At 70.9% G+C, this 14,530-nt stretch carries 10 protein-coding genes and 1 pseudogene; 5 read left to right on the forward strand and 6 right to left on the reverse strand.

What is annotated here, in order from left to right:
* Positions 1-80: 80 nt before the first annotated feature.
* Together ABZ883_RS38855 and ABZ883_RS38860 are read right to left on the reverse strand one after the other, a co-directional pair.
* Complete coding sequence (locus ABZ883_RS38855; RefSeq protein WP_360915480.1) at positions 81-4,358, reverse strand: cation-translocating P-type ATPase; 4,278 nt, start codon at positions 4,356-4,358, stop codon at positions 81-83.
* 176 nt (positions 4,359-4,534) lie between these two features.
* Positions 4,535-4,786 carry a hypothetical protein gene (locus ABZ883_RS38860; protein WP_360915483.1) on the reverse strand — a complete coding sequence of 84 codons (252 nt, stop codon included), beginning with the start codon at positions 4,784-4,786 and terminating at the stop codon, positions 4,535-4,537.
* 449 nt (positions 4,787-5,235) lie between these two features.
* Between ABZ883_RS38860 and ABZ883_RS38865 the strand changes: the two genes are divergently transcribed.
* Entirely contained in the window at positions 5,236-5,910 is a 675-nt protein-coding gene (locus ABZ883_RS38865) for an endonuclease (RefSeq protein WP_360915486.1), read from the forward strand.
* Between the two features lie 276 nt (positions 5,911-6,186).
* Here ABZ883_RS38865 and ABZ883_RS38870 read toward each other — a convergent pair whose 3' ends face one another.
* A complete protein-coding gene (locus ABZ883_RS38870) occupies positions 6,187-8,001 on the reverse strand; it encodes a thiamine pyrophosphate-requiring protein (protein ID WP_360915489.1) in 1,815 nt (604 codons plus the stop codon).
* Between the two features lie 340 nt (positions 8,002-8,341).
* Between ABZ883_RS38870 and ABZ883_RS38875 the strand changes: the two genes are divergently transcribed.
* A complete protein-coding gene (locus ABZ883_RS38875; RefSeq protein WP_360915492.1) occupies positions 8,342-9,532 on the forward strand; it encodes a zinc-dependent alcohol dehydrogenase in 1,191 nt (396 codons plus the stop codon).
* A gap of 291 nt (positions 9,533-9,823) precedes the next feature.
* On the opposite strand, the gene ABZ883_RS38880 is transcribed toward ABZ883_RS38875, so the two are convergent.
* Both ABZ883_RS38880 and ABZ883_RS38885 read right to left on the reverse strand, forming a co-directional pair.
* Positions 9,824-10,726 carry a Rieske 2Fe-2S domain-containing protein gene (locus ABZ883_RS38880; RefSeq protein ID WP_360915495.1) on the reverse strand — a complete coding sequence of 301 codons (903 nt, stop codon included), beginning with the start codon at positions 10,724-10,726 and terminating at the stop codon, positions 9,824-9,826.
* Positions 10,723-11,781: an iron-containing redox enzyme family protein gene (locus ABZ883_RS38885; protein ID WP_360915498.1), complete on the reverse strand. Its 1,059-nt coding sequence runs from the start codon at positions 11,779-11,781 to the stop codon at positions 10,723-10,725. The genes ABZ883_RS38880 and ABZ883_RS38885 overlap by 4 nt, the downstream gene beginning before the upstream one ends.
* A 97-nt stretch (positions 11,782-11,878) precedes the next feature.
* Between ABZ883_RS38885 and ABZ883_RS38890 the strand changes: the two genes are divergently transcribed.
* The 3 genes from ABZ883_RS38890 to ABZ883_RS38900 are packed head-to-tail and all read left to right on the forward strand — an operon-like array spanning position 11,879 to position 13,488.
* A complete protein-coding gene (locus tag ABZ883_RS38890) occupies positions 11,879-12,550 on the forward strand; it encodes an HAD family hydrolase (RefSeq protein ID WP_360915501.1) in 672 nt (223 codons plus the stop codon).
* A gap of 55 nt (positions 12,551-12,605) precedes the next feature.
* Positions 12,606-13,262: a HemK2/MTQ2 family protein methyltransferase gene (locus tag ABZ883_RS38895; protein WP_360915504.1), complete on the forward strand. Its 657-nt coding sequence runs from the start codon at positions 12,606-12,608 to the stop codon at positions 13,260-13,262.
* Positions 13,246-13,488 carry a CDGSH iron-sulfur domain-containing protein gene (locus ABZ883_RS38900; protein WP_360915513.1) on the forward strand — a complete coding sequence of 81 codons (243 nt, stop codon included), beginning with the start codon at positions 13,246-13,248 and terminating at the stop codon, positions 13,486-13,488. Before ABZ883_RS38895 ends, ABZ883_RS38900 begins: the two co-directional genes overlap by 17 nt.
* Positions 13,489-13,584: 96 nt before the next feature.
* Here the strand turns inward: ABZ883_RS38900 and ABZ883_RS38905 are convergent.
* A pseudogene (locus ABZ883_RS38905) lies at positions 13,585-14,216 on the reverse strand (UdgX family uracil-DNA binding protein).
* Positions 14,217-14,530 lie beyond the last annotated feature (314 nt).

A 14,530-nucleotide genomic window follows, 5' to 3' on the forward strand; every position in this document is an offset into this window, starting at 1 on the left:
TGCATGGCCGCACGCGCCTGGAAAGTGCCGCGCAACTGCCGCAGGGGAGGGCGGAACGCGCCGAGGTGCCGTTGGGGCTGCTACGCGTGCTGCTCCGGACGTGACGCGCCCGACGAGCTGATTCGGGATCCGACCAGCGCCACGGCGATGGCCGAGGCGACACCGGCCCAGGCCAGCGGCCCCAGCGGTGTGCAGCCGAAGAACTGGCTGACGCCCGGTGTCTGCACCAGGGCGACGAGTGCGGCCGCGGAGCCCACGACGGTGAGCATGACCAGGGGGCTGTGCAGTCGTCCTGTCGCGGTTTGCGTGAGCTGGGCGCCGACGACACCGCAGAGGGCCATCGTGCTGGTTCGGCGAGGGGAACCGGGTGTGACGGTGCCGGCCAGCCAGGCCGCGATGGCGCCGAGCGCGGTGACGATGCCTCGGCGCCGAATCTGGCGCAGCAACGGCGTGCCGAGGGTGGCCAGCCCCACCGGCGCCGTGCCGACGCGAGCCGCACCGGGTTCCCGGTCGCCTTCCTGAGGGGTGACCGCGACGGCCATGGCGGGGAACATGTCGGTCAGCAGGTTGACCAGCAGGAGCTGCCGGGTGGACAGGGGAGAGTCGCCGCCGAGCAGGGTGCCGAACAGGGAGAAGCCGATCTCCCCGGCGTTTCCGCCGATGAGCACGCTGATCGCGTCGGCGACGCTGTGCCACAGGGCGCGCCCTTCCGCAACGGCTTCGAGCAGCACAGCGAGCGCGTCGTCGACGATCACGAGATCGGCCGCGTTGCGTGCGGCGGCCGAGCCGTGCGCGCCGATACCGACTCCGATGTCGGCCGCCCGGATCGCGGCAGCGTCGTTCGAGCCGTCCCCGACCATGCCGACGACTCGCCCGGCTTCCCGGAGCGCCTCGATCACGTGCAGTTTCTGCTCCGGTGCGACGCGGGCCACCACGCCGCAGTCACGGACGTGTTCTGCGCGCTTGCCGCGGTCGAGTGACGCCAGGTCGTCGCCGGTCACCACGCTCACGTCCTCGGGCCAGCCGAGTTCCACGGCGACCGCGCGGGCGGTCTCGGGGTGGTCGCCGGTGAGCATTACCGGCCGTACGCCTGCCGATTGGAGGCCGCTGACGAGCGCGGCAGCGTCATCGCGCGGTGTGTCGGCGAGGGCGATGAAACCGACGACATCGAGCCCTGACTCGTCCAACGGCCGGTCCAGGACATCCGTCGGCACGTCGTCGTCGAGGCGGCGCACGGCGACGGCCAGGACGCGCAGGCCTTGCGAGGCCAGTGTCCGCGCCGTCTCGGTCGCTGCCGTCTCGTCGCCCCGGCATGCGGGCAGGACGACCTCAGGAGCGCCCTTGACGACCAGGAGCCGAGTGCCGTCGGATTCCTCGCCCGTCGCCGAGGCGTAGCCGCGGCTGGCCTCGAACGGCAAGGCATCCTCGGGTGACCACTGGGGGTCATCGGGTGCGGCCTCGATGATCGCCGCGTCGGTGGCGTGGGCGTGCCGTCCACGATCGTCCGTGTCGCGCGGGCAGGTACGCACGGCGGTTCGCAGGACTCCGGCGGCGTCAGCGGCGTCAGGGGGGTGGACGTCCCCGTCCGCCGCGACCCGTACGACGCGAAGCTTGTTCTCCGTCAAGGTGCCGGTCTTGTCGAAGCACAGGGTGTCCATGCGTCCCAGCGCTTCGAGGGTGCGCGGTGTACGGGCGAGCATGCCGTGGTCCGTGAGCCGGCGGGCGGCCGCGAGCTGGGCGACGGTGGCCGTCAGCGGCAGTCCCTCCGGCACGGCCGCCACCGCCACGGTCAGCCCGCCACGCACGGCCTCGCGTACGGGGGTGCCGCGGAGCAGGGACACCGCCGTGACCGCCGCGCCCCCTGCGAGCGTCAACGGCATGACGTGACCGGTCAGTTCGCGCAGCCTCGCCTGGACTCCGGCCGCGGGAGGGGTTCGTGAGGCGAGGTGTGCGGCTCGTCCGGCCTCGGTGTCCTCACCGGTGTTCACCACGACGGCACGTCCGTGCCCTGCCACAACGGTGGCTCCCTCGAAGACCATGGAGCGGCGGTCCGGCACTGGCGCGCCCGGGGTCGCGTCGACCTGCTTGAGCGTCGGCAGCGACTCGCCGGTGAGGGACGACTCATCGACTTCGAGGTCGTCCGTCTCCAGTACTCGCGCGTCGGCGGGCACCACGTCCCCGGTCTGCAGATCGACGACCTCACCGGGGTGGAGCCGGCCGGCTTCCACGGTGCTCGTCGCGTCGGTGCCCGCGTCGTCGACACGGCGGGCCTTTTGACGCTGGCTCATCGCCAGGTTCTCCAGGGCGAGTTCCGCGCGCAACCGCTGCACTCCTCCGGCGAGCGCGTTCATGCCTACAGCGCCGGTGACGAGCAGGGCGTCGACCGCGGAGCCCAGCAGGGCGGAGGCGGTCGCGCCGACGGCAAGCACGGGGGTCAGCGGGTCGTCGAGCTCTGCGCGTACGGCAAGGAGAAGCCGCAGTATCAGCCGCGCCGGTGCGAGCACCGGTACCTGGGCAGCGCCCTCCGCGACCCGGCGCGCGGCGGTGGTCGTGCGTTCCGCTTCTGCCGCCTCGCGGTGCCCGAACTCCTTGGCACGTGCGAGGACGTCCCGTGGATCGAGGGCGTGCCACGGCACGCGGGGCCGTGGATGAGGCACCGGAAGTCCGGTCGCCTTCACAGCGCTGTACCAGCCGAGCACCATCGCCGCCGCGGCCGCGACGTTGACGGGGCTGAGCCGCAGTCCGGCCCGCAGCCTGCCGCGCCGGCCCCGGGAGCCCCTGGTGATCACCAGTAGTTCGGAGAGCGCTGCGCCTGCCTCGGCCAGTGTTCTGGCGTGACGTGCCATTCTCCCGGCGGCAGGTACGGCGGCCAGCAGCCGCCAGAGTCCATCGAGGCCGTTCAGCACGAATACGTCCGCGTCCCATGCCACCGCGGAATCGTCGTCCGTGACGGCGACGGCAAGGTCGGCGGCAAGCAGGCCTCGCACCAGGGCGTCGTGGCTGCCGGCGGCGGGGACGCGCGCGACAGCGACGACGAGTCGTCCCGCCGCGTGGAGGTGATGGAGCGTCTCCTCCAACGGCTGCTCGTCGGACACCAGTTCATCGGCGAGGCTGCCGAACTCGTCGAGGGACCCGTCATTGGTGACCACCACGTGCAGGCCCGCACCGCGCGCTGCGTCCAGCACGGACTCCGCTCGCGGTTCGACTTCCCAGCCGACCAGGACCGTACCGACGTCTCTGCTGTCGACGGAGGCGATCATCATGTGGGTGGCGGAGTCGTCGTCCTTGCTGTCGGGCACGGGACGCAACCCGACGGCGCCGTCCCTGTCGGCCTCGCTGTCGCCGTCCTGCTGGGAAAGCGTGGCCGCGGCGGCTTGCCACAGTTGCGCTTCGCTCCAGTCGTCGGCGCTGGGGTGGACCTCCAGCACGGTCCTGCGGTCGCTGTTGAGGACCGAGGAGTGCAGGACGATCGCGTCGACCTCGTCGAGCTGACACACGCGTTCCATGTGCCGGATGAAGACGTCCTGGCGGGCGAGCCGGGTGCCAAGTGCCGCGATGAACGCGGTGGGGCCGTAACGGGCCGCTCGCGGTGAGCCGGCCAGGACCGCCTCGGCGGCCTCGCCGATGTCGCGGGTGAACACGAAAGTGCCCGCGGCGCCTGCGAGTGCGCCCGTCATGGCCCGGTCCGCGTATGCCTCGCCGGGCCGGACTCGCAGAGCCGGCCGGGTGCTTTCGGGTACGCGCACGCTGCTTCTGCCAGGGGCCAGAAGGCTGTCGTGGAGCGCGCCGAAGTGCGCGGCCCGGGCCGCCGCCTCGAGCAGTTGGCTACTGCGCAAGGCCGCATCCAGGCAGAGCGCGGTCGGGGACTGCCCGAAACCGTGAGCTGCTGCGTACGAGGCGGCGATGATCAGTTCGGTGGTCGTGTCACCCAGGCGTCGTTCCAACGTGGCTCGGATGCGGGGGTGTTCGCGGACTGCGGTCACAGCGGCCGTGATCAGCCGGGGGGAGCCGGGTATGCGCAGGGCCCGGCCGGTCACGGCAGTCGCGAGCCCCGCCACGTCGCAAGCGAGCGCGATGGCCTGCGTCCTCGGGCGACCGCTCCAGGCGGGATGCGGGTCGGGCATTGTGGATTCGGCGGCCGGCTCCAGACCGTGCCTCTCCGCCAGACCCGCGGCCCGTTCTTCCACGGTCTCCGTGACGGCGTCCTCGGTGAGGGTCACGACGAGCCGGCCGAATCCGCCGTCCCAGTACGCCGTCAGGACGTCTGCATGCTCCGCAAGAGCCTCGGCGACCCGGCTCGCGGCCGCTTCGAGATCTGTTCGCTCCGTCCCAGCCCCGGACGGCACCCGCAAGGCCAAGTGCAGATGGTGTCCGCTGCTCCAGCAGGACGGCCTGGGACGCAGCGCCCCCGCCACTGCCCGCCCTGCGCGTATCCCCGTTCCGGTTGCCGTCGCCGCTCGACCGGCCGCTGCCGTGACGAGCCGAATCGCGGTGCGGGGCAGCCCACCCACCAGGTCCCTCGCCATCGCCGGGCTCACATCGCCCGGTGCTTCTTGCCGGCGTCCTTGGCCTTGATCTTCGCCTTGCTGGCCCCGCCTATGGGCTCGGGCAACGGGTCCACGCCTTCGCCGTCCGCGGGCACGGGCCCGGCGCTTTCCCGGCTGATGCCCTTCGTCATCGCGCCCGGACGCGGCTGCGTCAGCCACACCGCGGCTGCTCCGGCGGCGGCCAGCGGCCACTCGACGATCCCGGCGGCGCCCAGGAGCCCAGCGCCGGTGTATGCCATAACGCGCCGTGTTCGTGGCGACACGGCCCCTACGGAGTCGAGCATTCCGTCAACGACGCCTTTGACGGCGGGGGCGCCGGGTACGTGCTGCGCCGTCGCCTTCATGGTGTCCAGCGGATGCGTCATAGCCTCGGCCACAGCTGTTCGCGAGGTCTCGTATCCATTTTCACCCATTTGTCTCATCTCCTCTCGGGGTCATGCCCATAAATCGGCCCCTTAAAGGCACTGCGAGAGACCAGACCACAGTGGTTGCAGCTGCCCTGCAACGTGGGCGGGACGCTGTCTCAGGACGCCCAGGTATGGGTACCGCGGGTCCGGGTAGCAGTGTGGACCGAGAGAGCCCGTCCGCGCTGCGGGCGTTGCTGGGCGTCGTGTCCGAGCGCTCACCTCCCGCCCACGGCGCGGCAGGCAAGAGATCCCATCCGCCTATGGCAAGAAGGTGATCACCGATGGCAGCCGGGACCACCCACCGCGACAAGGCGCAGGACCGCGCGACGGCCGAGGCTCTCCTCAAAGCCGAGGGCCGCACCTACGCCGAGGACGCCGGCATCACGATGAAGAACACGCCGCAACCGCTGTACCAGGCACTGGTCGCGGCCTGCCTGCTCAGCGCCAGGATCAAGGCGTCCGTCGCCACCGCCGCCGCGCACGAACTCTTCGCGGCCGGCATGCGGAACCCGCGCCGGATGTCGGAGGCGACCTGGCAGCAGCGCGTGGACGCCCTCGGCAAGGGCCACTACCGCCGCTATGACGAGCGCACCGCGACACAACTCGGCGACGGGGCGCGGCTCCTGCTCGACCGCTACGGCGGCGACCTGCGGCGTCTGCGCGACGAGGCGGCCGAGGACCCCGACGAACTGCGCAGGGCCCTGCGCCGGATCCCGGGGCTCGGCCCGGTCGGCGTGGACATCTTCCTCCGCGAGGTGCAGGCGGTCTGGCCCGAGGCAGGCCCCCTGTTCGACCGCAAGGCGGTCGAGGGCGCACGCCGACTCGGCCTGCCCGACCAGCCGAAGGAACTGGCCGCCCTGGTGCCGCGGAAGGCCCACGCGGCCTTCGCGGCCGCCCTGGTCCGTGCGGCACTCGACCGCCAGGTCGTCGACGAGGTCGCCCAGGCACAAGCCTGAGCCGGAGCGACGCCAACTCCTGACGGCAGGCTGCTCCCGGCCTCGGCCCCGCCCCTCATGCCACCGGGTGATCGCGCCGGCAGCCGGGTCGAGGGTGCCGTGGAAGAACAACTCCTCGATACGCACATGCCGCCGCGTGGGCGTGGAGGTGTGGGGCGCAGTGGCCGGACAGATCGATGCCGAAGGCGTGGGCCAGACCCGCCACGCTCAGCCAGGCCTGAGACCCACGCCACGCGGTGCGGGCATCTCACGGCCCCGCAGCGGCGGAAGGGGTCGTCATCCCTCCCGGTCCCCGGGCTCGTGCCGCTTCCGGTCGGGCAGCATCTCCTGCACCTTCGCCTTGAGGCCCTGCCGGACCATGGCGGCCCGGTCGGAGTCGCCCTTCAGCACGGACGCGGCCGCGGCCGCGATCTGGTCCAGCGTGGCGTGCGGCGGGATCGGGGGCACGGCGGGGTCGGTACGGAAGTCCAGGACGAACGGACGGTCCACGGCCAGCGCCCGCCGCCAGGCGTCCTCGACGTCCGCGGGCTTCTCCACCCGCAGTCCGTCCAGGCCGATGGAGCGCGCGAAGTCCGCGTACCGTACGTCGGGCAGTGACTGCGAGGGCAGGAACTGCGGTGCGCCGGTCATGGCGCGCATCTCCCACGTGACCTGGTTGAGGTCGCCGTTGTTCAGGACGGCCACGACCATGCGCGGGTCGGACCACCCCTCGTAGTACTTCGCTGCCGTGATCAGTTCGGCCATCCCGTTCATCTGCATCGCGCCGTCACCGACGAGGGCGACCGCGGGCCGTTCCGGGTGGGCGAACTTGGCGCCGATCACATAGGGGACTCCCGGCCCCATCGTGGCCAGGGCGCCCGACAGCGAGCCGCGCATGTCCGCGCGCATCCGCAGGTGGCGGGCGTACCAGTTGGCCGCGGAGCCGGAGTCGGCCGCCAGGATCACGTCGTCGGGCAGCACAGCGTCCAGGGCGTGCACGACGTGCTCGGGGTTGATCGGATCGGCCTCGACGGCCGCCCGCCGCTGCATGACCTCCCACCAGCGGGCCGTGTCCTTCTCGACCTTCCGGCGCCAACTGCCGTGCTCCTTGCGCTCCAGCATCGGGAGCAACCGCGCCAGGGTGCGCCGCGCGTCGCCCACGAGGTTGACCTCGAAGGGGTAGCGCAGCCCGACCATGAACGGGTCGATGTCGATCTGCACTGCGCGGGCCTTGCCGAACTCCGGCAGGAACTGGGTGTAGGGGAAGCTGGAGCCGATGACGAGCAGGGTGTCGCATCCCTGCATCAGCTCGTAGCTCGGCCGGGTCCCCAGCAGGCCGATGGCGCCGGTCACGTACGGCAGTTCGTCGGACAAGGCATCCTTGCCGAGCAGCGCCTTGGCCACGCCCGCGCCCAGGGTGTCGGCCAGCTGCTCCACCTCGGCCCGCGCGCCTCGCGCACCCTGGCCCACGAGGACGGCGACCTTCTCGCCCGCGTTGAGCACCTCCGCGGCCCGTGCCAGGTCCGCGTCGTCGGGCACGGGTGCCGAGGAGGACATGCCGAGGCTGGAGGGCACCATCTTGAAGGCGTGTTCGGGCTCGGAGTAGTCGAGTTCCTGGACGTCCGCCGGAATGATCACCGCGGTGACCGTTCGCTTGGCCTGGGCCGTGCGCATGGCCCGGTCGATGACATTGGGCAGTTGCTCGGGGACGGTCACCATCTCGACGTACTCGGACGCGACGTCCTTATAGAGGCTCAGCAGATCGACTTCCTGCTGGTACGAGCCGCCCATCGCGCTGCGGTTGGTCTGGCCCACGATCGCCACCACCGGCACATGGTCGAGCTTCGCGTCGTAGAGCCCGTTGAGCAGGTGGATGGCGCCGGGACCGGAGGTGGCAGCGCACACTCCCACCCGCCCGGAGAACTTGGCGTAGCCCACCGCCTGGAAGGCGGCCATCTCCTCGTGCCGCGCCTGCACGAAGACCGGCTTGTTGTCCGCCCGTCCCCAGGCGGCGAGCAGCCCGTTGATGCCGTCGCCGGGATAGGCGAAGACGTGCTCCACATCCCATTCCCGCAGGCGCCGCAGGACGAAGTCCGAGACCTTGATCGACACGGGGTTTCCCTTCCTCTGTCGTGTGTTGTTCGCTGTCAGCGGCGCCTTAGGCCTCGCGGAACCGCCAGGCCCTCCACGCCCACCGCGTGGCACTCGCCGCGGCCGCCGACAGCACTCGCTGCAGTGCCCTGTGAAGGTTCGGGCCGCTCGGCCTGCGCGTCCGCCAGGTGCAGGGCGCGCACGCCTGCTCGCCGACGTGCCACCCCAGAAAGCGGCTGCCCGAATGCGGCGTTCCCTAACGTCCCCAGTGCGACGGCCGGTACGAGGTTCGGGCGCCGTCCCTCGGGTACGCGATCCTCCTGCCCCGACGGACGTCCACGTCCGAGAGGAGTGATCGACCATGCGCGCGACCGTGTGGCAGGGAAAGCGTGACGTGAGGGTCGAAACGGTGCCCGACCCGCGGATCGAGAAGCCGACGGATGCCGTCATCCGGATCACCTCGACCGGACTGTGCGGCTCCGACCTGCACCTGTACGAAGTCCTGGCGCCCTACATGACACCCGGGGACATCCTCGGCCACGAGCCCATGGGCATCGTGGAGGAGGTGGGCGCCGACCTCACCAATGTCGCTCCCGGTGACCGGGTCGTGGTGCCGTTCCAGATCTCGTGCGGCACCTGCTACATGTGCCGGGAAGGGCTGCCCACCCAGTGCGAGACCACGCAGGTCACCGAGTTCGGCTCCGGAGCGGCGCTGTTCGGCTACACCAAGCTGTACGGCAGGGTCCCCGGCGCCCAGGCCGAGTACCTGCGGGTGCCGCAGGCCCAGTTCGGGCCGATCAAGGTCCCCGAGGGGCCGCCCGACGACCGCTTCGTCTACCTCTCGGACGTCCTGCCCACGGCCTGGCAGGCGGTGAAGTACGCCGCGGTGCCGTCCGGCGGGTCCGTCGCCGTGCTCGGTCTCGGGCCGATCGGCGCGATGAGCTGCCGGGTGGCACGCCACCTGGGAGCAGGCCGCGTGATCGGCATCGACCACGTGCCCGAGCGGCTGGCACGGGCACGGCAATACGGGACCGACACGTACGACCTGGACGCCTTCGACGACGCGGAGGAGCTGGTCAGCGCCGTCAAGGACGCCACGGACGGCCGCGGCCCGGACGCCGTGATCGACGCCGTCGGCACCGAGGCCCACGGCAGCCCCCTCGGCAAGGCGGCCCAGCAGGCGGCCGGCCTCCTGCCGCGGCCATGGGCCGCCAAGCTGATGGAGTACGCGGGCGTCGACCGCCTCGGCGCGCTCCACCTGGCCATCGACATGGTCCGACGCGGCGGCACCATATCGGTGAGCGGCGTGTACGGCGGCATGAGCGACCCCATGCCGATGATGACCATGTTCGACAAGCAGATCCAGCTGCGGATGGGACAGGCCAACGTCCACCGCTGGAGCGACGAGATCCTGCCGCTGCTCAACGACGACGACCCCCTGGGCGTAGATTCCTTCGCCACCCACCACATGCCACTGGAGCAGGCGGCACAGGCCTACGAGATGTTCCAGAAGAAGGCCGACGGCGCCATCAAGGTGCTGATGCGTCCCTGAGACGCAAAGCCGCTGGCCACTCGATGGGGCGGTCCGTCGTCCGCCCCATCGGTTGGCGCGCACAGTCGGATAGGGCCGACACGGCCCAGGGCAGTGTGACGTTCTCCTGGAGCCCCCCTCCCCGCACGCATCGGCACGTCTCACGATCGGTTGACGTGCCGATGCGTGGGGGCGGGCCGAGGTCTCCCCGCCTGACTGCTTTTCGAGGAGAGGCGGCCCGCCTCAGATGGGGACCGTCAGCCGCAACTCGTCCCACATCTCGCCCACCCGAGGGGTAGCGGCGTGGCCTGCTCAGGCTCGGGCGATGCGGACCTCGACGTGGCCTTCAGGGGAGATACGGCAGTCGAAGCGCGGCTGTGGCGCGATGGCGGGACCCGTGACGTTCTCCCCGTCCGAGATCCGGAACTGGCTGCCGTGCCAAGGGCACTCGATGCAGCCTTCGAGGACCTTGCCTTCGTGCAGGGGGCCGTCCATGTGGCTGCAGCGGTCGGCCAAGGCGTAGAGGCGCCCGTCGTCATCGTGGATCACGACGACCGCTACCTCGTCGGCCATGCGGCGTACCGGCTCGCCGACCGGGAAATCTTGCGGTATCCCGATGCGGTGCCAGCCGGGTTCGACCAGCACGGGGACTGCCTCCGCGTGATTGACCCCCGCGCCCTGCCGGTACGCGAGGTGGCCGCCGAGCAAACCGCCCACCGTGGCGACGGTCATGCCACCGAAGCCCAGAGCTCTGCCCAGCACGGGTCGGCCCCTGAACCTTGCCGCCAGTGAACCGGCGTACGCCGTGACGGCTGTGATGTTGGCTGCCGCGTGGATCAGACCGACGCGGGCTTGCCGCGGGCGCTGCTCCGACCAGTCCACCCAACCGGCTACGGCCGCGGGCACCGCCGAGGCGAGGCCGACCGACACGAGCAGACGGGCGGGCCTTCCCTGTCCGGGGATCAGATCGAGAATGCCGGCGCAGGTCCAGGCGCCCATGGGCAGTTGCACCAGCACCGGGTGGAGCGGGTGTCCGAGCCACACACCGTGCAGCGCGTCTCTTGCTCTCCCCAGCGGCAGGGCCCGCACGGCCTTACGGACCGCTGCGGCCGGACCATCCAGCCAGTCCTGCCCTTCAAGGGCCTCCAGAGCGTTCGTCAGCACGTTGCCCTTGGTCTTGCTTTGCGGCGTAGCGGCCAGTGTCGTCAGTCTCATGGCAGGACGTCTTTCTCTGCAGTCCGGGACGGACCGGACAGGGGTAGGCGCAGCGACGAACGTCCGCTGCGCCATGCGTCGAGCAAGTGGGTCTCAAGGCGTTCCTCCAGCAGCGAGGCGGCGCGCACCCCGAACACGACATCAGGTGCGAGCGCAGGTTCACGTGCGACGAGGTCACCCAAGACGTCGCGCCGCATGACCTGCTCGTGGACCGCGTCCGCATCGATGTGCTCGGCGTAGAAGTGCCGGCACGCCGCGCCACCGCCCAAGCGGTCGATGGCCTGCACCAAGCGGCGTGCGCTGGGAGCGGTGGTGATCTCTCCCGCGGCAAAGTGGCCGACGAGCGCGCCGCGCAGGCGGCGGTGCAGGCCCAGATGCGATATCACGTTCACGGTGGCCAACGTGACTGCGGGCACGCTGTCCACATAGCGCCCGTAGACCGGATCGAGCCCCGCGTCCCGCATCAGGTCCGCGAACAGCTGTGCGTGCACACATTCGGCACGTCCCGCTCCGAACTCGTCGAACTCGACGGCGACCAGCGCGGCCTTGGCGCGGCCGGCCAGTCGCGGGATCACCCAGGCCTGCGGGTCCGCCTCTTTGAGCTGGTACACCGAGCGATGGACGAAATACTCGCGCAGCTGGCCCCAATCCGCATGGTCACGCAGGTAGTGCCCGACGCTGGTGTCGACGAGGGGTTCAACGAGCATGGTGTCCAGTTCCGCTTCGAGGTCCGCGGCACGGCCGGCTCCCCTGGTATCGGCGCGAAGGGCGCTCTCGAAGGCCGCCTCCAGGACCGCGCGAAACCGCAGGAGGTCCGGATCCCACTCCCAGAGGGGGTCGACTCCGGCGAGCCCCCTGTAGTGCAGCTCGTAGCACACATGCAAGGCCAGTTGCAGATCGTCGCCGTATGGATCGGCCTGTTCGCATTCTGTGTCCGGGGCGGGGAGCGGGCGCGGGGGCGGTCCGCTGGTCAGCGCGTCCGTGACCAGTGCGGAAAGCGGTCCGCGCGCCGATGGGACCGCGGATTCACCCCTGATGCCGGAGACCGTGGCCATCTTGCGCCTCCCCTCCAGGCTTGGGTACACGTCTATCCGAATGGGCGGAGGGTAGTCGCCGTGCGTGAACCTTTCATCCAGCGGGAGGGAGCCCCGCATGAGCGACCAGGCTGAGCGTGCCGCCCTGTTCGACATGGACGGCACTTTGGTGGACACGAATTACCTTCACGCCGTGTCGTGGTGGGAGGCGTTCCGGCAAGCCGGACACGTCGTGTCGATGGCTGACATCCACCACGCCATCGGCATGGGCTCCGACCATCTGCTGGATCGGCTGCTGGGAGAGGCATGCGACCGCCGGGGCGACGACGCGATCAGCGGCGCCCACAAGGCCCTGTACGGCGCCTACGGTCCGTCGCTCGCTCCGCTGGACGGCGCAGCGGACCTGCTGCGCGCGGTCGCGGCCAGGGGCTTCCGGGTCGTGCTGGCCACATCGGCCGACAGCAACGAGCTCGCGGTCATGCGGACCGCGCTCGACGCCGATGACGTCATCGCCGACGCGACCAGCAAGGACGACGTTGCCGCGAGCAAACCGGCTCCCGACCTGGTGACGCAGGCACTGGAGCGGGCGGGTGTCCCGGCCGGCCGGGCGGTGTTCGTGGGCGACACGGTCTGGGACATCGAAGCAGCCGGCAAGGCGGGGGTGCCCTGTGTCGCGCTGCTCTCCGGCGGCATCGGACGGGCGGAACTCGAGGAGGCGGGAGCGGCTGCCGTGTACCAGGACCCCCGAAACATGCTGGCTTCCCTCGACAGCAGTCCGGTGTGGCGCTGACCGCGCCCGAGCCGAGCGCACGTTTGACCGGCGACGTCCGGGTATCGATCCACACATGCGGCTTTTGCGCCTGCCAGGGGTCTACCGACCTCAGGACGACACTTTTCTCCTGAGGGGCGCTGTGGAGCGCGAACCGCTACCGGACTGTGCCAACGTCCTCGATCTCGGGACCGGTTCCGGTGCGCTCGCCATGACGGCGGCGGAGCGCAGAGGTACGCACGTGACGGCGGTCGACGCCGCTCTGCGCGCGGTCTGCACGACGTGGTTCAACGCCAGAATCAACGGCGTGCGCGTCCGGGTCCTGCGGGGCGACCTCACCAGGCCGGTCATCGGCTGCAGCTTCGATCTGATCATGGCCAACCCGCCGTACGTTCCGTCGCCGCTGGCCTGCCTGCCACGACGTGGTCGCGCCGTTGCCTGGGACGCCGGCCGTGACGGTCGTGCGCTGCTCGACCGGATCTGCGTCGACGCCCCGTCCCTGCTGGCCCCGGGCGGCGTCTTGCTCCTGGTGCATTCGGGGCTGTGCGGCGTCGAGGACACCCTGAGCCGGTTGCGCCGTGCCGGGCTCCGTGCGGCCGTCTCCGAACGGCGGTGCATCCCATTCGGGCCGGTACTGCGGCGCCGTGCCCGCTGGCTGGAGGAGCAGGGGCTGATAGCGCCCGGCGCGCAAAAGGAGGAACTGGTGGTGATCCGTGGTGAACACCAGGGGTGAGTCCGGCTCAACTCGTGTGACGATCACTGAGGATGGCCCGATCCTCATTGAGGGCCCCGTCGAGGTCGTGCTCAGTGACGGCCGGATCGTGCAATCCGACCGCTTCGTCGTCGCGGTCTGCGCATGCCGCCGCAGCCGGAATTTTCCCTGGTGCGACACCAGCCACCGTCGACGCACACGGCATTCGCCGGCTTCGAAGGACCGATCGTCAGCAGATTCATGCTGACTTTCTGCGCGGCGGACGCATCGGGCCGGAGCCCCGCCGGTAAGGCGCCGACGGCTTCTGGGCAGTCAAAGGGAAGAGCCTGGCGCACCGCGCGCATCACATGAGGCTGCCCGCCACGATCCGCAAGTCGGCCACCAGCCCTTCGAACATCGCCTCCCGGTCCTCGCCGGCGCGCAGCACCGCCGACGGGTGCACGGTGGCGAGGACGTGCGCGCCGTCGAGCGGCGCTCCGGGCGTCAGCAGCTTCCCGTGCTGCCGGGTGACCCGGAACTCCGGTCCCATCAGGGCCTTGGGGCGGTGGCGCCGAGGGCCACCACGATGTCCGGGGAGAGCAGTTCGAGCTCGGCGGTCAGCCAGGGTCGGCATGCGGAGACCTCGCGCAGGGTCGGCTGCTTGTGGATGCGCCGCTTGCCGCGCTCGGGCACGGTGAACTTGAAGTGCTTGACGGCGTTGGTCACGTAGACCTCGTCGGGATCGATCCCGGCCTCCGCCAGCGCACGGTTCAGGACCTTCCCGGCGGGACCGACGAAGGGCCGCCCCTGACGGTCCTCCTGGTCTCCCAGCTGCTCCCCCACCAGCACGGCACGCGCCGACGGCTCACCCCAACCGAAGACGGTCTGCGTGGCGTCGGCGTACAGCGGGCAGCCACGGCACCCGGCCGCCGCGCGCCGCAGTCCCGCCACGTCCGCGCCGCCGGGAACGTAGGGGCCGGCATCGTATTCGGCCATGGAGGGCGCGTACCCGGCGCCAACCGCGCGAAGCGCCCATACGGGTCCCTGTCGTGCCGGGGGCACGAGCGCAGCCCCAGGGATGGGCGTCCCGGCATCACGGAACCGCCAGTGCCGCAGCCGCCGCCACGGCCACCGCTGCGCCGTCGCCTTGGCATGGACCGCGGCGCGCGGGGCGTGAGGCGGTGAGTCGGCCGCCAGGAGATCGCCGCCCACCGCTACTGAGGATTAATGCGTGATGTCGCCGGGGCTTGTGGCGAGGCCGGTGCCGATGAGGCAGCCGGTGATGATGGTGGGCCGGTACTGGATCTGGC

This window comes from Streptomyces sp. NPDC046977 (genome assembly GCF_040644455.1).
Classification (GTDB): domain Bacteria; phylum Actinomycetota; class Actinomycetes; order Streptomycetales; family Streptomycetaceae; genus Actinacidiphila.